The sequence below is a fragment of the Vibrio xiamenensis genome (assembly GCF_900100015.1).
GTDB lineage: Bacteria > Pseudomonadota > Gammaproteobacteria > Enterobacterales > Vibrionaceae > Vibrio > Vibrio xiamenensis.
The window spans coordinates 304,509-323,843 of record NZ_FNDD01000001.1 but is presented as its reverse complement, the minus strand read 5'-3'; the positions used below and the strand labels follow the sequence as shown (position 1 = coordinate 323,843).

General features: G+C 48.2%; 16 protein-coding genes and 1 tRNA gene. 8 read left to right on the top strand and 9 right to left on the bottom strand.

From position 1 onward, the window contains the following. Nucleotides 1–181 precede the first annotated feature (181 nt). The 6 genes from ggt to BLS03_RS01385 all read right to left on the bottom strand — a co-directional run bounded on the left by ggt (nucleotide 182) and on the right by BLS03_RS01385 (nucleotide 7,382). Nucleotides 182–1,804, bottom strand: coding sequence for a gamma-glutamyltransferase (ggt, locus tag BLS03_RS01410; RefSeq protein ID WP_093268626.1), 1,623 nt, complete (start codon nucleotides 1,802–1,804; stop codon nucleotides 182–184). Between the two features lie 15 nt (nucleotides 1,805–1,819). After that, the gene (locus BLS03_RS01405) at nucleotides 1,820–2,704 is read right to left on the bottom strand and encodes an ABC transporter permease (protein WP_093268623.1); all 885 of its coding nucleotides are present in this window, start codon (nucleotides 2,702–2,704) and stop codon (nucleotides 1,820–1,822) included. Then, entirely contained in the window at nucleotides 2,704–3,657 is a 954-nt protein-coding gene (locus BLS03_RS01400) for an ABC transporter permease (protein WP_093268622.1), read from the bottom strand. Before BLS03_RS01400 ends, BLS03_RS01405 begins: the two co-directional genes overlap by 1 nt. A gap of 52 nt (nucleotides 3,658–3,709) precedes the next feature. Continuing rightward, a complete protein-coding gene (locus BLS03_RS01395) occupies nucleotides 3,710–5,206 on the bottom strand; it encodes an ABC transporter substrate-binding protein (protein ID WP_218121975.1) in 1,497 nt (498 codons plus the stop codon). Nucleotides 5,207–5,281: 75 nt separating this feature from the next. After that, nucleotides 5,282–6,346, bottom strand: coding sequence for an ABC transporter ATP-binding protein (locus tag BLS03_RS01390; RefSeq protein WP_093268619.1), 1,065 nt, complete (start codon nucleotides 6,344–6,346; stop codon nucleotides 5,282–5,284). Continuing rightward, nucleotides 6,336–7,382 (bottom strand): ABC transporter ATP-binding protein, encoded by a 1,047-nt coding sequence (locus BLS03_RS01385; protein ID WP_093268617.1) that lies wholly within the window; start codon nucleotides 7,380–7,382, stop codon nucleotides 6,336–6,338. Before BLS03_RS01385 ends, BLS03_RS01390 begins: the two co-directional genes overlap by 11 nt. A gap of 153 nt (nucleotides 7,383–7,535) precedes the next feature. Between BLS03_RS01385 and BLS03_RS01380 the strand changes: the two genes are divergently transcribed. From BLS03_RS01380 to BLS03_RS01365, 4 genes are all read left to right on the top strand, one after another. After that, nucleotides 7,536–8,222 (top strand): GntR family transcriptional regulator, encoded by a 687-nt coding sequence (locus BLS03_RS01380; protein ID WP_093268615.1) that lies wholly within the window; start codon nucleotides 7,536–7,538, stop codon nucleotides 8,220–8,222. 104 nt (nucleotides 8,223–8,326) lie between these two features. Next, complete coding sequence (locus BLS03_RS01375) at nucleotides 8,327–8,884, top strand: chromate transporter (protein ID WP_093268612.1); 558 nt, start codon at nucleotides 8,327–8,329, stop codon at nucleotides 8,882–8,884. Nucleotides 8,885–8,886: 2 nt separating this feature from the next. Then, entirely contained in the window at nucleotides 8,887–9,411 is a 525-nt protein-coding gene (locus tag BLS03_RS01370; RefSeq protein ID WP_093268609.1) for a chromate transporter, read from the top strand. Between the two features lie 163 nt (nucleotides 9,412–9,574). Then, complete coding sequence (locus tag BLS03_RS01365; RefSeq protein ID WP_093268607.1) at nucleotides 9,575–10,081, top strand: Fe3+-citrate ABC transporter substrate-binding protein; 507 nt, start codon at nucleotides 9,575–9,577, stop codon at nucleotides 10,079–10,081. 116 nt (nucleotides 10,082–10,197) lie between these two features. Here BLS03_RS01365 and BLS03_RS01360 read toward each other — a convergent pair whose 3' ends face one another. After that, nucleotides 10,198–11,163, bottom strand: coding sequence for an OmpA family protein (locus BLS03_RS01360; RefSeq protein ID WP_093268604.1), 966 nt, complete (start codon nucleotides 11,161–11,163; stop codon nucleotides 10,198–10,200). 470 nt (nucleotides 11,164–11,633) lie between these two features. Then, nucleotides 11,634–13,061 (bottom strand): glutamate--tRNA ligase, encoded by a 1,428-nt coding sequence (gltX, locus tag BLS03_RS01355; protein ID WP_093268602.1) that lies wholly within the window; start codon nucleotides 13,059–13,061, stop codon nucleotides 11,634–11,636. 245 nt (nucleotides 13,062–13,306) lie between these two features. Between gltX and BLS03_RS01350 the strand changes: the two genes are divergently transcribed. The 3 genes from BLS03_RS01350 to BLS03_RS01340 all read left to right on the top strand — a co-directional run bounded on the left by BLS03_RS01350 (nucleotide 13,307) and on the right by BLS03_RS01340 (nucleotide 17,803). Further along, nucleotides 13,307–16,285 carry a heavy metal translocating P-type ATPase gene (locus BLS03_RS01350; RefSeq protein WP_245696519.1) on the top strand — a complete coding sequence of 993 codons (2,979 nt, stop codon included), beginning with the start codon at nucleotides 13,307–13,309 and terminating at the stop codon, nucleotides 16,283–16,285. Between the two features lie 19 nt (nucleotides 16,286–16,304). Further along, a complete protein-coding gene (locus BLS03_RS01345; protein WP_093268599.1) occupies nucleotides 16,305–16,745 on the top strand; it encodes a DUF411 domain-containing protein in 441 nt (146 codons plus the stop codon). Between the two features lie 197 nt (nucleotides 16,746–16,942). Continuing rightward, a complete protein-coding gene (locus BLS03_RS01340) occupies nucleotides 16,943–17,803 on the top strand; it encodes a TraB/GumN family protein (RefSeq protein ID WP_093268597.1) in 861 nt (286 codons plus the stop codon). A gap of 335 nt (nucleotides 17,804–18,138) precedes the next feature. Here the strand turns inward: BLS03_RS01340 and BLS03_RS01335 are convergent. Beyond that, nucleotides 18,139–18,215: transfer RNA gene (locus tag BLS03_RS01335), tRNA-Pro, on the bottom strand. Nucleotides 18,216–18,750: 535 nt separating this feature from the next. Between BLS03_RS01335 and smrA the strand changes: the two genes are divergently transcribed. Further along, entirely contained in the window at nucleotides 18,751–19,332 is a 582-nt protein-coding gene (gene smrA, locus BLS03_RS01330) for a DNA endonuclease SmrA (RefSeq protein WP_093268594.1), read from the top strand. The last annotated feature ends 3 nt before the right edge of the window (nucleotides 19,333–19,335 follow it).

The window sequence follows — 19,335 nt, the reverse complement described above, 5'->3', positions numbered from 1 at the left end:
TTGAAGTCTAAGTAGATAACTCAAATCAAAATTGAGAATTGCCCAACCTCTCTATGTGCTGGACTCGATAAATACTCGCCAATAATCAACAGGCTGGATAAAACACCCAGACAAAAAAAGGCTAAGCCGCTTGCGCGCTTAGCCAAAATACACAAAATATCAAAACACAGGAAAGAAAAGATCAGTAACCTACTACCGCGCCATCGGTACGCGACTCAGTGCCGCCGACCAGTACTTGGCTATCGGGGTCACGCAATATTGCTTGACCGCGACCAAAACTGCCGCGATCTGGAGCAATCGTGACGTCGTGACCAAAAGCTTGCAGCGATTGAACAATATGAGCTGGCATTTCTTGCTCAACCGTGACTTGATTGCCTTTAAGCCACTGCCAGCGTGGTGCATCCAACGCAGATTGCGGATTAAGCTCAAAATCGATTAAGTTCATCGCCACTTGCATATGTCCTTGCGGCTGCATAAAACCGCCCATCACTCCAAATGGCCCAACCGCTTTGCCACCTTGGCTAATAAAGCCAGGAATAATAGTGTGGTAAGTGCGCTTACGCGGCTGTAGATAATTAACATGGGTTTCATCGAGTGAAAACGTATGGCCGCGGTTTTGCAGACCAATGCCAGTGCCAGGAACCACCACACCAGAACCAAAGCCCATGTAGTTACTTTGAATAAACGACACCATGTTGCCTTGGTTGTCGGCAGTCGCGAGGTAGACAGTACCGCTGGCTTTGGGTTCGCCAGGACAATGCTGCTGCGCGTAACAAGTAATCAGTGCCGCGCGCTGCGCCGCATATTGGTCACAAAGCAAAGATTCAGTGCTGACTTTCATGTCGCGCTCATCGGTGATGTAGTGCAAGCCATCAGCAAAGGCGAGTTTCATCGCTTCAATCTGCTTGTGCATGTTTTCGGCATCATTATGTTTGACGGCATCAAACTGTTTCATGATATTAAGCGCCATCAACGCAATCATGCCTTGGCCATTTGGCGGAATTTCCCACACATCATAGCCACGGTAATCCGTTTTCACCGGTTCAACCCACTCGACTTGGTGCTCAGCCAAATCTTCATACGCCAAGTAGCCACCCGCTTGCTTGGAAGCCTCGGCCATTTTTTTAGCCAGTTCACCTTGATAGAACGCCTTGGCATTGGTTTCCCCAATCGCGCGTAAAGTGACTGCGTGATCGGGAGAGCGCCAAACGTCCCCAAGCTCAGGAGCACGGCCATTAGAAGTGAAGATTTTTAGCCACTCATCAAACACTTCGCCTTGCTCGCTTTCACGTTTCAACTTGGCAAATTTCACTGCCGCTTTGCCCCAGTTTTTAGCCAAAGTCGGGCTGAGCGGATAACCGTTTTCAGCGTATTCAATCGCCGGAGTTAAACATTCGAGTAAAGACAATTGACCCCAGCGCTCATTAAGCGCGGCCCAAGCAGACGGCGCGCCAGGTACCGTGACTGGCGTCCAACCGTAAGTCGGCATTTCACTCTCCCCAGCAGCACGCACTTTGTCAGCGCTGATCGCTTGTGGCGATAAACCGCTGGCATTTAAACCGTGCAGCTTGTCTTTAATCCAAACCAGCGCAAATGCGTCACCACCGATCCCATTAGAGGTTGGCTCGACCACAGTCAACGCCGCTGCCATCGCAATGGCGGCATCAACGGCGTTACCACCCTGTTGCAAAATTCGCAACCCAGCTTGTGAGGCCAGCGGCTGAGACGTCGCCACCATGCCATTGGTGCTGTACACCGCGTTACGCTGCGATGCATAAGGGTAAGAGGTTGAGTGAATTTTCATAAATTATCCTTCTTATTACTTTGGATCGAACGCATCACGAAGCGCATCGCCAAATAAATTGAATGCCATCACTATGATGAAAATGGCCATTCCCGGCCAAATCGCCATCCATGGCGCTTGTGTCAGGAAGCCTTTGGCGGCATTCAGCATACTGCCCCAGCTTGCAGCTGGCGGTTGCTGACCTAAGCCAAGAAACGACAAGCTCGATTCGGCAATAATCGCGCTCGCCAGTGATAAAGTGACTTGAATAAACAGTGGTGCCAAAATATTCGGCAGAATGTATTTGAGCAAAATACCAAAGTGGGAAACCCCAACCGAATTCGCCGCTTCGACGTATTCCATGTATTTCACTGACAATACTTGCCCACGCGTTAAACGAATAAATAGCGGCACATTGGCAATACCGATGGCGATCATGGCATTGGTCAGGTTAGCCCCCAGCGCTGCCGCCAGAGCTATCGCCAAAATCAGCGATGGCATCGCCATAATTGCTTCGGTGCAACGTGAAATCACCGCGTCAAAATAACCACCGAAATAGCCGGCTACCATGCCAAGTGGCACGCCGATAATGAAAGCGATAAACACCGAGAAGAAACCCGCCATCAAGGAGGCACGCGCGCCATAAAGCAAGCGGCTGTAAATGTCGCGGCCGATTTCATCGGTACCGAGCCAGTACTGCATTGACGGCGGTTTACGCACCGCCATCCAGTCGGTTTTGGTCGGGTCATAGTGCGCCAGTAGCGGCGCAAACACGGCAAGCAAAACGAAAATAACGATGACGCTCAGACCGATCCAACCAATCGGATTAGCGCGAAATTTTTTCCACGCTCGATTTTGTGACCATTTGGCCCACCAGCCCAATTTCGCGTCGCTGACGTTGGAATAAACAGCAGTGGTCATTAGTACACCTCTCTGTGGCGCAGTTTAGGATCAAGCACGTAATAAGCGATGTCGGCGACGATATTGCTGACGATGAACATCAACGCAGAGAACATCACCACACCTTGAACGACTGGAAAGTCACGGTTAAATACTGAGTCGACAATTAATTTGCCAAGCCCCGGAATGGTAAATACTTGCTCGGTTAATACCGCGCCGCCTAGCAGTTCGCCAAACTGAATGGTCGCCATGGTCACAACCGGGATCAGCGCGTTACGCAGCGCGTGTTTTAGATAAATGACTTTTCGCGATACCCCTTTAGCGCGGGCGGTGCGAATGAAATCAGCGGCCAACACTTCCAGCATGGCGCCGCGTGAGTGGCGAAACAGCGTCGCCGCTAACCCAGTGCCGAGCACGAATGCGGGCATAATCATGGTTTGTAGGTTTTGCACTAAGCTTTCGGTCGGCCCTACATAGCCTGAGGCAGGAAGCAGCCCCCAGCGTACCGAGACCAAAAGGATCATCATAAACCCGAGCCAAAAGTTAGGAATCGATTGGCCCGCCAGTGCGACTAAACTAGAAGAAAAGTCCCAGCCAGAATTTTTCTTAACCGCCGCAATCACACTCATTGGAATACTGATGACAATCGCAAACAGCATGGCAAAGATACTCAGCTCGATGGTCACAGGTAATTTTGTCAGCAGCAGCGAAGTCACCGATTCATCACTGCGAATCGAAGTGCCTAGATCGCCTTGCAACGCATCCCCCAACCAGTAAAGGTATTGGTTGATGATTGGCTCATTGAGGTGATAAGCATCGCGAATATAAGCAATCGCCTCTAGGCTGCGATCTTCCCCAGCCAGAATCAGCGCCGGGTCGCCAGGAATCAGTTTTTGCAAACCAAAAATAAACAGCGAGATCAAAAACAGAGTCGGTATCGCGGTATAAATACGCTTAAGAATAAATTTCAGCATAGGACTTTCCTTGTCTAAGAGGGAGCACACTCCCTCTTAAGCGGTAGAGCGGTTACTGCACATCACGAAGACGTGGCATGCCGTCTCCATACGGTTTGAAACCAGTGATGTCTTTCGATACACCCCATTGCCATTTCGGGTGGTAGAGATAAAGTTGAGGACGAGTCTCAAGCACTTTCTTCATTGCACTGGCGTAATATTGCTTACGTTTTTCAATATCCGCTTCGCTTTGCGCTTTAATCAGCAAGTCTTGAACTTCTTTATCATCAAAGCCGTTTTCGTTAAGCGGCGCGCCTTCGCCGTAAAACGAGTAGATGTTGCCATCTGGGTCAACACGGCCACTCCAACCAAGAATGTAGGCTTCGTATTCACCTTTGCTTTGCGCTTGCAGTGAGGTGGCGAATTCCATGGTTTTCAGCTTGATGTTGATACCAGCTTCAGCAGCCATGGCTTGAATCACCTGGCCAATCTGTGTGGCTTCAGTGGTATTGGCGATCATCAATTCGATGTTCACTGTTTTCAAACCCGCTTGTTTGAGCAAAGCTTTGGCTTTTTTGATGTCGCGTTTTGGCACTGGCAGGCCTGGCGCGTGGTATGGGCTGTCATTGCTCACCCATTGGTTGTCGACCAAATATTGGTTGGCAAACACCACTTGATTAATCACGTTACGGTCGATGGCGTACTCAAACGCTTCACGCACCAACGGATTTTTCACCGCCATGTCTTTATCTTTGTTCGCGCCGTAGCCAAGGTTAAAAGTAATACCGTTGTAACCGATGCCGGTCGCTTCCACTAGGCTAAGCTGTGAATCTGCCTTTACGCTGCCCACATCGCTTGGCGCGAGACGCTCTGCGATATCTAACTGGCCCGCTTTCAAGTTCGCCAAACGAATGGTGGAATCTGGCAATGGCAAAAAGGTCACTTTGTCGAAGTGATAATGATCCGCTTCCCAGTATTTGTCGAACTTGTCGAGCACGATGCGGTCTTGAGAAACGCGATTATCAAATTGGTATGGGCCGCTGCCAACTGGGTGATGGCTAAAGTTTTTACCTTCAGCTTGCGCCGCCTTTGGCGACACCATCATACCGGCGCGGTCCGCCAGCGCAGCAAGCAGTGGAATGTATGGCTGCTTGAGCAAAATTTTGACTGTGTATTCGTCAATCACTTCCACGCCAGACACCATGTTAAGCTCACCTTTACGACGTGAACCTTCGATGGTCATCGAACGATTGATGTTGTATTTCACCGCTTCAGCGTTAAATGGTGCGCCATCATGGAAGACCACGTCTTTACGCAGTTTCATCACCAAAGCTTTGTTGTTATCTACCCATTCCCAGCTGGTCGCCAGCATAGGTTTGAGGTTCATCTGCTGGTCGATGTCGATAAGCTTATCAAACAGCGAAGTGTAAACTTCACGACCCACCATAGTGCGGCTTAAGTCTGGATCAAGCGCATCTGGGTCGGCGTTCAACCCGATGGTGATGTCTTTAGCATTCGCTAACGGCGCAAGGAGCGCCATCAACAACAGCGTTGCTTTTTTCATTTTCATACTATGTCCTTATTGCGATGGTATTAACCTTCGTGGTGATTCCATGCTGCTCTTCACGATGAAGAGACGCATTTATCATGAATAAAGCTGATAGAGCCGACGTCGAGTCTGATAGTCATCAGACTCCAACTCATCGAGCTGAACGGGTATAAATTCAGGCACTTGCTTGTGCTGAAAACAGGCGACTTGATGGCTGCTCAGTGACTCACTAGCCGCAACTTTCGCCACTTGAGGATGCTCCTGCCCACAGCGCAAGCCAGCGTATTGACAGCGCGAACGGAAATAGCAGCCTTCAGGAAGTTGTTTCGGGTTGGGAATTTCGCCTTGCAAGGTTTTCAGCTGATTCGACCCCGGCACTGGATGGGGAATCGAACTCAGCAGCGCTTGGGTATACGGATGACGCGGATGATTGAACACCTCTTCGGTAGTGCCCATTTCAACGATCTGGCCGAGATACATCACGATCACGCGATCCGCCATATGCTCAATGACCGATAAATCATGAGAGATCAGCACCAAGGTCAATCCAAACTTGGCTTTAAGTTCGTTCATCAAGTTAATGACTTGCGCCTGAACTGACACATCTAATGCCGAGACTGGTTCGTCCCCGACAATCAAAGTCGGCTCACTCGCCAGTGCGCGCGCAATGGCGATACGCTGACGCTGACCACCACTGAACTCCTGCGGATAACTGTTAGCGTGAGTGCGCGCTAAACCTACAAGTTCAAGCAGTTCATACACCGCATCGTCCAATGCTTGGCCTTTGAGTTTTTGATGAATCTTGAGCGGCTCGGCCAGAGTTTTAAACACCGTCATACGCGGGTTTAACGAGGCAAACGGGTCTTGGAAAATCATTTGCAGCTCTTTACGCAGCGAGCGCATTTTTTGGCTGCTAAGCCCGGTTAAGCTCTCCCCTTGGTAGATCACATCACCAGAGGTTGGCGCGTGTAAATTCAGCAGCATACGACCTAATGTTGATTTGCCACACCCCGACTCACCAACAATCGCCAGCGTTTCGCCTTGTAGCACATCAAAGCTAACATTGTTGACCGCGTTGACCACATCCGCACCGCTTTTAAACTGTTTCACCAAACGTTTGGCAGACAGGATCACCGAAGGGGTAGTTTGCTCAGCCGACATGACGCATCTCCTTGCTGTCGTTGCTCTCATTGGGTAACGAGAAATGTTGCTCAAGCGGCGTAAACCAGCAGTGGCTCACATGGCTTGATTGATGGCTGACCGCAGGAGGCAAGCTCTCACATTTTTCACTGGCAAACGGGCAACGGGTTCTAAAGCGGCAACCGCTTGGCATCGCCGTCACCGCTGGAACCATGCCTTTGATGGTTTGCAATGTGTCGCGGCGCTCGCCGATGCGAGGAATCGAGTTTAAAAGACCGATCAGATAAGGATGCTGCGGGTCACGGAAGACTTCTTCCACCGGACCACTTTCGACCACACGACCGCCGTACATCACGATCACATCGTCAGCAATTTCAGCCACCACGCCAAGGTCATGAGTAATAAATAAAATCGAGGCTTGATGATTATCTTGCAGATCTTTCATCAACTTAAGAATTTGCGCTTGTACAGTGACGTCCAGTGCAGTGGTCGGCTCATCGGCAATCAGCAATTTCGGGTCATTAATCAGGGCCATCGCAATCATGATGCGCTGGCGCATGCCACCGGAGAGTTGAAACGGGTATTCGCTAAGACGGCCTTGCCCAGAAATGTTGACCTTTTCCAGTGTGCTGAGCACTTTCTGTTCCACTTGCTCAGCAGATAAGTCGCGATGATGGGTGCGCACCGCTTCAGCAAGTTGCTCGCCGATGGTCAGCACTGGATTGAGCGATGTCATCGGTTCTTGAAACACCATGGCCAATTGGTCACCACGTTTGGCTTCCATCTGGCTATCACTCAAAGCAAGAAGGTTTTCACCTTGGAAAAGGATTTCTCCGCTGGCTTGCAGCTGATTTTTCTTGGTCGACGACAAAGGATGCTGCAACCCCATAATGGTTAACGAGGTGATGCTTTTACCACAACCACTCTCTCCCACTAAGCAAGTCACTTTGCCTTCACGCAGTTGAAAACTGACGCCATCCAAAATACTGGCTTGTCCTTGGTGAGTATTGACGCTCAAGCGCAAATCACGCACTTCGAGCAGTGGCTCCTGTTCCATGTCGTCTCCTATCGCTATTCCGTTGCTAAATGATGACAAAAATCAAAATATCGATATTTTTATATATCGTCAACTTTTTATTTATATGCATATATATTTATTTTTATGATATATTCCCCACAATATTGATATTGATAAACAGTAGGTATCGCTATGAGTAATAGCAGCAGTGAACCGTTAACCACCTCAGAAATGATTTACCAAGCGCTCAAGCAAGACATCATTCGCGGCGTCTACCCTAGTGGTGAAAAGATCAAACTCGAAAGCATTAAAGAGCGTTATAACGTCAGTTATAGCCCATTGCGCGAAGCGCTATCGCGTTTGGCAGAAAGTCAGCTATTGATTAACTCTGGCCAACGCGGGTTTCGTGTTCCAGAGATGTCGCAAGACCAATTTGAAGACATTACCGAAACACGGATCAAACTTGAGTGCATGGCACTTGAGATGGCGATGACCAAAGGCGATATGGAGTGGGAAAGCCGCATCGTTGCCGCTTATCACCTGCTCAGCCAACAAGAAAAGTGCGTGCATGAACAAGGTGATACCTCGCAAGAGAGCCGTGACCGACTCGATACGGTGCATGAAGCTTTTCACCAAGCATTATTGTCAGGCTCACAATCTGAGTGGCTGCTGTTTTTTGTTAAAAGTTTAAATGCCCAGTTTGACCGCTATCGCCGCTACAGCGTGACCTTTCAATTTACGCAAAACAAAAGCGTCGCTTATCACCAAAAACTCAAAGACTTAGTGCTTGAGCGTAATATTCCTGAAGCAATCAAAGTGTTGGAAGAGCACATTCGCCATTCAGCCAAAGCAATTACAAATCAAGGCATCAACAACTAACACGTAACTTTAATAACCAATACTGAGCGTTAAACATAAAACGCTGCACCATCTAACTAACGCGGAATTTAGCGCGTTAATTTCACACCTTGGGAAGGGATACCATGACCACCTTAATTGATGTTTTTTGTGCGTTTTTTCGCATCGGCCTCTTTGGCTTTGGCGGCGGACCAACCATGATTCCGCTGGTTCACGCCGAAGTCGTCAATCGCTATCACTGGATGAGTGATGACGAATTTTCAAATGTGCTGGCGATTGGCAATACGCTGCCTGGCCCGATTGCCACCAAAATGGCCGGTTACATCGGCTATAAAGTGGCCGGCTATACCGGCATGTTACTGGCGGTGATTGCAGTGGCGGTACCGCTGGTGATTGTGATGGTCGCCGGGCTATCGCTGCTTAATCAATATCGCGATATGCCTTGGGTATCCGGCATGGCGAACGGAGTGATTCCGGTGGTGAGTTGGATGCTTGCCAAACTGACTTGGGATTTTTTCGCCAAAGGTTATAAAAGTTTGGGGATTACCACCGCTTGCATCATGAGTGTAGCGGCGTTCGCGCTCATCAACCTTGCGGGTATTCACCCGGGCATCATCATCGCGGGTATTTTACTCGCGGCCATGTTTAAGCCGGCTCAACCTGCCACTCAAACGGAATCGTAATCATGATTTACTTAGATATTTTTCTAGCGTTCTTTATTCCCAATATCGTGGGTTACGGCGGCGGTCCGGCGATCATTCCGCTGATTGAAGATCAAGTGGTTGGCAACTACCACTGGATGAGCACCACTCAGTTCTCAGAAGTTCTGGCGCTTGGTAATGCTTTGCCAAGCCCGATTGCGACCAAAATGGCCGGCTATATAGGCTATCAAGTCGGTGGCAGTTTAGGGGCGATAATTGCGCTGTTTGCGACGATTGCGCCGACGCTTATCATCATGTTGCTGGCGCTTAGGCTACTTTACCAATTCCGCGATTCACCAAAAGTCAAAGCCATGAGCCAATGGGTACTGCCGGTCGTTACCGTATTAATGGCGGTATTAACCTATAAATTATTTGCTCACGGTGTGACCAGTTTCCCTTACCACTTTGCGCTGCTATTCGTATTCGCTGCGGTTACCTTAGACAAATTAAAATGGCATCCGACCTTAGTCATCGCAATTAGCTTGGGCTATGGCGCTTTTTTGCTATAAAGCAAAATGGTATTTATAAATAACGTTACTTTGCCCCAATCTTTTATGATTGGGGCTTTTTCTTGACGCTACACAGACAAAGCTGACATTCCATTCATCTATTCTTTCCTTTTATAGCTATTTATCTAGCGCATTTATTAATAAGAATGTTGAAAAGCAAACAATGAAAAAGAGCAACCTGGTTACCAATACTGGCCATCGCTTTATTTCTAAAGCTAAGACTGCATTTAAGATACATATCCACACACCCGACGATACCGTTTTGCACCGTTCGGTAGGTTATATTCGCATTGGGGAAGAGAGAGGATTAAAAAAGGCCATCAAGCTTCGCAATGAACTTGGAAGCGAAATGTGGGGAAAATTTTGGCGCCGCCTGTTAAAAGATCCATATCTGATGACCCGTCTTCCACACTCTCTAGAGCCCAAGATTATCTATAAACCTCGCCCAACGAAAGATGACCCAAATGCCAAAGATGAATGTTATATCGCGGCATGGCGTAATTACGACGAAAACGGCAAGTTGATATATAAAAGTGTGGTGTGCTCTATCAAAAAGCATGGTCGCCTTGGAGCCTATACCAAAACCAAAAAAGCGTTATTAGAAGCGAATAAAGAGAATCTGGAGATCCTTGAATTCATGGGAAGGCTATCCAGTATCGATTTGAAATAGTCTTTATTAAATCGCTTTTGCTTCCTTTCTAAATAGACAAAGCCCTGACCAAATGGCCAGGGCTTTTAATTACCAACTGATGTTGTTTTTATTTTTTTATTTAATCAAGCGTTCGATTATTGTTGAACTTGGTAATCAAATTCAGGAACGATGATTTCTACACGACGGTTTTCAACACGACCTTCGTGAGTTGCGTTTGAAGCGATTGGGTTTTTCTCACCTTCGCCAGCAGTAGTGATACGTGAAGCATCGATACCTTTTGCAACTAGAGCGTTAGCAACTGCGTCTGCACGTTTTTCAGACATCACTTGGTTGTAAGCTTCAGTACCAGATGCATCTGTGTAACCGATAACTTGAACATTTGCTTGTGGGTAAGTGTTCAAGAAGTCAACTAGCTCGTCTAGTTGCTCTAGGCTGTCAGCTTTTAGTTCTGCGCTGTTTAGCTCGAAGCTACCAGTGCCAAGACGTTGGGTTTCGAAAGTCTTAGTGATAACTTCTGGTTCAGCTGGCTCTTCAACAACCACTGGCTCTTCTTCAACAACAACTGGTGCTGGTTCAGCAGTTTCGCCAAATTTGTAAACAACACCGATAGTTGCAGAGTTGCCCATTGCACGAACTTGGTCGTTGTTGATGTCAGTGATTGCTTGGTATTCTACGCGAACAGCTACGTGCTCGTGAGAATCAAATTCGATACCAGCAGCACCTAGGTATGAGTAGTCATCTTCGTCACCGTAGTTTACGAATGCGCCACCGAATTTACCGTAAAGAGAGATATCTTCAGTAATTGGTAGGTTTACTTTTGGTGCCAAAGTGTAAGCTTCTACTTTGTCGTTGTTTAGACCTTGGCCGTCAAATTTACCTAGGTAATCGTAACCCGCTTCGATTGATAGGAAATCCCACATTTCGTAACCGATGAACGCGCCAACTGTTGAATCATCTTTATCACAGTTAACTGTTGCACTTGTACATGCGTCATCTAACCAAGATTTACCTGCTTTAGCACCTACGTAAACTTCTGCCATTGCTGAAGTTGATGCTGCCATTAGAAGTGACGCTGAGATTACCGCTGCTAATTTTTTCATTTTGATTCCTCTGAAATCCGCTAACTGCTCGCGCAGTCAAAATCGTTGGGTTGGTTAGCACAGGAGTTCATTCCGACCTCGTTTATGATTAAGCCAACGAGCATGGTTACCGAACACCTAATTGTTTCACTTCCGTTTGATTTTCTTTTCCGACCTAGCCACTGCACTCAGCGGCTGACGGGGAAAACTATAATCAATTTTTGGCGACTTTGAAGACGAGAAATGTCAATAAAATGTCATGACAATTTAGTGACGAAGCTCAAAATTAGCGCTCAAGCCTTATGTGAAAAGGGTTGCAGAAAAAAATCATCAAATTGAACTTCACCGTCAAACCATTGTCGGCGTACGGTAATTCCAAAAAATAAGACCGAATGACGTAGGATTTAACCGATAAATTTCCAAAAAGGCAGCGGCAGAACATAAAAAAACCGCGACTTGAAGCCGCGGTTTTGTTCGAGAAAAGCAAATTTTTACTGTGCGTTTGCTTCACGCTCAGCGATGAAATCCAGCGCCATCTTAATACGTGAGATAACGCGATCTTTGCCAACTAGTTGCATAACAGCATCAACAGACGGTGATTGACCGCCACCCGTCACAGCGACGCGCAGTGGCATACCGATTTTACCCATGCCGATTTCCAGCTCTTCACACACTTGTGCAATCACAGTATGCAAACCTTCTGTGCTCCAATCGCTCACAGCTTCAATTTTGCTCAGTGCTAATTCAAGAGGCTCTTTCGCCACGCCGCGCAGATGTTTCTTCGCCGCGCCCGCTTCAAACTCAGCGAAATCTTCGTAGAAGTAACGAATTTGCTCCACCAACTCCACTAGCGTATTGCAACGCTCACCGACCAGTTTAATCACCTCAGTGATCGCTGGGCCATTTTCAGTGCTGAGTTTTTGGTTATCTAAATGCCACTCAAGATGTTTTGCCACGTACTCAGGATCAGAAGTCTTGATGTAGTGGTTGTTTAGCCAGTTGAGTTTATCGGTGTTAAACGCAGATGCCGATTTTGAAATCGCCGACAAGCTAAAGTGCTCAATCATCTCTTCGCGCGAGAACACTTCTTGGTCACCATGAGACCAACCTAGGCGCACTAAGTAGTTATTCAGTGCATTTGGCAAGTAACCTTCGTCGCGGTATTGCATCACAGACACAGCGCCGTGGCGTTTTGACAGCTTGGCACCATCATCACCAAGAATCATTGCACAGTGTGCAAACACAGGAACCGGAGCGCCCAGTGCTTCATAGATGTTGATTTGACGCGGCGTGTTGTTGATGTGGTCTTCACCACGAACCACGTGAGTGATGCCCATATCCCAGTCATCAACCACAACACAGAAGTTGTAGGTTGGCGAACCGTCGGTACGGCGAATGATCAAATCATCCATTTGCGAGTTACTGATTTCGATACGACCACGAATTTGGTCATCAAAAACCACACTGCCTTGTTTTGGATTGCGGAAACGAACTACACATGGGTCGCCATCTTTCGCTGCGTCATTGACTGCTTTAATTTTTGGATGGTTAGCATCGTAGCGTGGCATCTCTTTATTCGCTTCTTGCTCAGCGCGAATTTCATCCAACAACTCTTTTGATGCGTAACATTTGTAAGCTTTGTCTTCAGCCAGCAGCTTATCAACCATCTCGTTATAACGATCAAAACGTTTGGTTTGGTAGTATGGACCTTCATCCCAATCCAAACCCATCCAAGTCATACCCTCAAGAATGGCATCAACCGCCGCTTGAGTTGAACGCTCTAAATCTGTGTCTTCAATACGAAGTACAAATTCACCGCCTTGGTTCTTTGCAAATAACCAAGAGTAAAGCGCAGTACGCGCACCACCAACGTGAAGGTAGCCAGTTGGACTTGGAGCAAAACGAGTTTTAACCGTCATTATGATATTACCTTTGTTTGACACTGCCGCTTATTAAAGCAATAAGCGAGCGCTAAATTTTGGGCAGTATTCTATCACTCACAGCACGCAACTCCAACGCCACAAAACATCTTTCTATGGTACCAGTTTAGATTGTTGGCTTGATTTGGCTGTGTCTAAGTTTTGAAGAGCAGCCACCCTTGACCTTGACCTTGCGGTAAGGTTTAAGCTCTGCAGTAATTCAAGTTTTCATGGAGGTCATCAATATGGCAGCGATGAATATTCCACTGCGCGGGCTACATTGCATGGGCTGTGCACGTAAAGTAGAGAAAGCCCTTAACGCCGATCACCAGGTCGAGATTCATCAGTTAACGCCCGAGGCGGTAACCCTAGACAGCGATGTGAGTTTCCGCCAACTGGCGCAAAGCATTGAGCAAGTCGGTTACCACGCCGGGCATCACTACGAGTTGTCACTCAGCGGCCTGCACTGCGGCAATTGTGTCAATAAACTCAAAACTAAGTTGGATGAGCAAGACGATATCGGTGAATACCAAGTCTCCACCAGCGAGCTGAGTATCGATACCCTACTTTCTGAGCCGCAAGTGATTGAGTTGGTTGAAAGCGCCGGGTTTAGCGCCATAAGTAAAGATTCGCTCAACGATACTCCAAAAACCGAACACTATCAGTTCGCTCTGAGCGGCCTGCACTGCGGCAATTGTGTCAATAAACTCAAAGCTAAGTTGGATGAGCAAAGCGATATCGGTGAATACCAAGTCTCCACCAGCGAGCTGACTATCGATACCGCACTTTCTGAGCCGCAAGTGATTGCTCTGGTTGAAAGCGCCGGGTTTAGCGCCGTAAGCAGCAATTCGGTTAGTCAACCGATGGTCGCTGATAACCCTTCCGTTGAATCCACGCAGCAGCAAAGCGCAGAACACCAGAGCGAACAAACGCGCCCGCAACTGATTGGCTCCAACGACGAGCTATCTCAAGTAAGTGCTGACTTACAAACCGGCCATCTGCTGATTAAAGGCATGACTTGCGCCAGTTGCGTTTCTTCAGTAGAGAAAGCGCTGGCATCGGTGAATAACGTCGAAAAAGTCCAAGTCAATTTGGCCGAACAATCTGCACTGATTAAAACTCGCGTTGCCATCGAAGAGCTTGAGCAAGCGTTAACTTCGGCGGTTGAGAACGCGGGTTATCAAGCCAAAGTGGTTCACGACCCCGCCACTCAGCAACAGCAGCAACTTGAGCAGCAGCAAGCACTTAAAAAAGAGTATCGCCGCGGTGCGATTGCAGGCCTTGTCATCGGTATTCCCCTGATGTTGTGGGGCGTATTGGGCGGCAATATGATGATTCAAAGCGGCCAACAACAGATGATCTGGGGGCTGGTAGGCATGGTATGTTTGGCGCTGCTGGCTAGCGCAGGACGCAGCTTTTTCGCCAATGCCTGGCAAGCACTGAAGCATAAACGCGCCACCATGGATACTTTGGTGGCGCTCGGTACTGGCGCAGCTTGGCTGTATTCGATGGCGGTGGTGATTACGCCAAGTTGGTTCCCTGCCGCTTCCCGCCATGTGTATTTCGAAGCCAGTGCGATGATTATCGGCCTGATATCACTGGGCCACTATATTGAAGCCAAGGCGAAGGCGAACACCACTCGCTCGCTGCAATCACTGATCAACTTACAGCCTCAGCAAGCCACTTTGGTGACCGCAAGCGGCGATCAAACCATCGATGTTGCCGATATTGAACTGGGCATGAAACTGCGCATCAAACCAGGGCAGAAAGTACCTGTCGATGGCAAAGTGCTACAAGGCGAATCTTATGTCGACGAGTCGATGCTCACTGGCGAGCCGATTGCGGTGAATAAATCGCTCAATGACAGCGTTGCCACCGGCACGCTCAACCAAGACGGCAGCTTAGTTATCGAAGCCACTGGCATTGGCAGCGATACCATGTTGGCGCGCATCATTCAGTTGGTGCGCCAAGCGCAAAGCAGTAAACCTGCCATTGCTAAATTGGCTGACCAAATCTCCTCTGTATTCGTACCTGTGGTGGTTGCCATCGCCATTTTCTCGGCGCTGATTTGGGGCTGGCTCGGCCCTGAGCCCAAAGCCAGCTATATGTTAGTGATTGCAACCACGGTGCTGATCATCGCCTGCCCTTGCGCTCTGGGATTAGCAACACCACTTTCGGTAACGGTTGGCGTTGGCAAAGCGGCAGAGATGGGCATTTTGATTAAAGATGCAGACGTACTGCAATCGGCCAGCAAAATCGATACGGTGGTGTTTGATAAAACCGGTACGCTGACCGAAGGCAAACCGACGGTTAGGCAAGTATTTAGCTTTACCGATGACGAGGCGCATTTGCTGAGCATGGCTGCAGGTGTTGAGCAACATTCGGAACACCCACTGGCTAAAGCCATCACCCAATACTCTGCGCAGAACAAGATCGCGCCGTTAAATGTCAGTGACTTTAACAATCAACGTGGCCAAGGCGTAAGCGCCAACTATCAAGGCTCAGCGCTGCGCGTGGCGTCGATTCCCGCACTTGAGCAAGACAATATTGATCTCAGCGTCGCCAGAGAAGCACTACAAACCGCGAGCTCACAAGCGTGGACGCCGATTGGCGTGGTCCAAGACCAACAACTGATGGGGATCATCGCCATCGCCGACGGCTTAAAAGCCGAAGCCAAGCAAGCCATTCAAGCGCTTAACGCGATGAAGGTGCGCTCGGTGATGCTCACTGGCGACAACGATGCCGTGGCGCAAACCCTTGCCAAACAGCTCGGCATTTCTCAGGTCATTTCACAAGTATTGCCCGATGAAAAAGCTCAGCATATTGAAGCACTGCAAAAACAAGGCGCCAAAGTCGCGATGGTCGGTGACGGTGTCAACGACGCACCCGCGCTGGCGCTGGCGGACATTGGTATCGCAATGGGCAGTGGCAGCGATGTGGCGATCGACAGTGCGCAAATGACGTTACTCAACACCTCACCACTCGCGGTGGTCAAAGCAATTCAGCTCTCGCAAGCGACGGTAAAAAATATGCGCCAAAACTTACTCGGCGCGTTTATTTACAACTCACTGGGTATTCCGATTGCCGCTGGCGTGCTCTACCCGGCGTTTGGCTTTTTGCTCAGCCCCGTGGTTGCAGGCGCAGCAATGGCGCTGTCATCCATTACTGTGGTCAGTAACGCGAATCGCTTAAGACTGTTTGAGCCACAGCTAAAACATCATTAAATACACCATCGAGGGCATCATGAAACGATTTGCTATTTCCTTATCTCTGCTGGCATTTGCATCTGCAAGTGCTTTGGCCGAGGAGGTCATTAATCATAAATCCCCTTACTGCGGCTGTTGCAGTGAGTGGGCCAAACATATGCAGCAATCCGGCTTTACGGTCAAAGAAGTACCTCATCAAGACATGGCACCGATCAAGGCCAAACTTGGCGTGCCGAGTGATTTGGTGTCTTGCCACAGCGCTGAAATTAACGGTTATGTGTTTGAAGGCCATGTTCCAGCACAAGACATCAAAACCTTTTTGGCGTCACCACCTAAAGGCGCAAAAGGCTTAGCCGTGCCGGGGATGCCGATGGGTTCTCCAGGAATGGATTATGGTGATAACCGCCAAGCCTATTCCGTGATGATGTTTGATGAAAACGGTCATCATCAAGTGTTTAAGCACTATTCGGCAATGTAATTCAAAAGTTTAATTGCACACTTGCTAATCAAAGTCACCTAATTACCCACTTTTTCAGGGGCTTTGGTTAGCACATCTCTATCATAACCTTCCATTCATGGTATAAACTAGCTGGCGTGATTTATTTGCTATTGTTATTTTGCTGCTGTTGATTTTTATATTCTGCGCATGCAATCCCCAACCAAAGGGACTAATCCATGATACGTGTTGTCGCACTCATCCTCTGTTTGTTTTCCGCCGCTCTCAAAGCGCAACCCATGTACTGGATGGCTCAAAAAGGTGAATTAAAGCTGATGCTACTGGGCTCAGTCCATGTCGGAGACGATAGCCTTTACCCACTTCCCGATCCGATTAATCAATTCCTTACTCACAGTGATGGCCTGATCATCGAAACCGATGTACGCAAGTCTTCTGGAGTGAACTATCCCACTTCTGACGTCTCTGCCAGACAAGTCCTTAGCGAACAGCAAATTACCGAACTAAGCGGTATTGCCAAGCTGTTTGAACTCGATGCAAAAACGCTACTTGATGCTCCACCTTGGGCGGCAGCATTGAGCCTGCAGATGAAGCAGCTCGAATACTTGGGCTATCGCAGCGATGACGGCGTCGACTTGCGTTTGGTATATCGCGCGACCACCAAAGGCATTCCGGTACTCAGCCTTGAAACCTTGCAGTTTCAAGTCAATTTGTTAACCAGCCAGCAAGATGCGGGCAAAGAGATGCTGACCAGTTTTATTGATGAATTTGACGGTGCAGAGAAAGCGATCAAATGCCTGCTCACCAGTTGGAAAACCGGCGATATTAAAAGCTTAGAGAAGTTTGCCGAATTGTCTGAAATGTCGCCTGATTACGAACAACAGTTTATTACCCAGCGCAATCACGATTGGGCCAATAAGTTGGCCAACAAATTCGTTACGCAAAGTAAAGGTAACTATTTAGTTGTGGTGGGTATGTTGCATTTGGTTGGTCAAGATAACCTGCTTAGCCTACTACGCCAACAAGGCTTTGTTATCACCAAACTCAGCGAAGACGGCCAAGCCAACTGCCAGTTTGAATAACCTTATTTAGCACAGCTCATAGCCAATAAAGCCTCGACAATCTCGAGGCTTTTTTATTTGTGAACGCAGAAAAATAGAAAAGAGCATCGACTCTGGCCAACTGTTTCAGGCGCAACTGGCGAACTAGCCCTCGACCCGCTATATCCCGAATACAAATTTCTCGACGAGTAAACGTAAAAAGCCGCAGTATTGCTACTGCGGCTTTTTTAAATGTGGTCGGTGAAGAGGGATTCGATCGGACTGGCGTTCCAGCCCTCGACCCGCTATATCCCGAATACAGATTTTCGACGGGTAAACGTAAAAAAGCCGCAGTATTGCTGCGGCTTTTTTAAAAGTGGTCGGTGAAGAGGGATTCGAACCCCCGACCCTCTGGTCCCAAACCAGATGCGCTACCAAGCTGCGCTATTCACCGAAATCGTTGCAACATTCGCTGCCAACGGAGGCGTATAATACTGATTCTCACTATGAACGCAAGCCATTTACTGAAGTTTTTTATTTTTTCATTTCATTCGCTCAAAACTCCAGCACTTTTCCCAAAGTGTGACTGTAAACACAGGCTTGCAGCACCAAACGCATGCAATTGCGTAGCCTTGATCCAGATCAGAGTTCATTTTTTAACCAAGTCGTATTTTAGCCTTGTCTTCGATGATTTTGGACCAGAGATAGCGTCTTATTTATTGCCCTATTCGGTAATGCGTAGAGCAAGGTTGATGCAATGACCAACCACTAATAAGACGAGAATGTACAACGGGTTTCTCTTCAAAGTTCAAAATCATCAACGGCAAATCTCCTCACTAAATCGCTTAGCGTTCATTAGCGAATAATGAACTCTCGCTATGCACCGGATTAGATGACTTATCTAATCCGGTTTTTTATGGTTTAACACTTCACCACAGATTCAGCCCTGATATACTCACAATATTGTTGCCACTTGTTGAGAAGCCGTTATGTCTCAAGACGATGATTTTTCTCTCTTTCAAGAGATGATGGGGGATGTAAAACCGCTCCATCATGACACCGCCGAGCACCAAAAGTCTCATTCAGTAACGGAAGCCCAGCTCGCAAAACGCGAAGCGGCGATTTGGTTAAACGAAGATAATCCAGAATATCTCTCGACCGATCACGCAGAGATGATCAAACCTGAAGATGTGATCGAATTTAAACGTGATGGTGTGCAAGACGGCGTGTACCGCAAACTGCGCCTAGGCAAATACCCGATTCAAGCGCGCCTCGACTTGCACCGCAAGACCATCAAGCAAGCACGTGATGAGGTGGTGCGTTTCCTCAAGCAGTGCATTGAGATGGACATTCGCACCGTGGTTATTGTTCACGGCCGCGGTGAGAAATCCAATCCGCCAGCATTAATGAAAAGCTATGTCGCCGCATGGCTAGCACAGATAAAAGACGTGCAATGCGCGCACAGCACCCAACGTCATCACGGCGGCACTGGCGCTGTGTATGTGCTGCTTCGAAAAAGCAGCGATAAAAAACTTGAAAACCGCGAGCGTCATCAAAAACGCATGGGCTAGTGA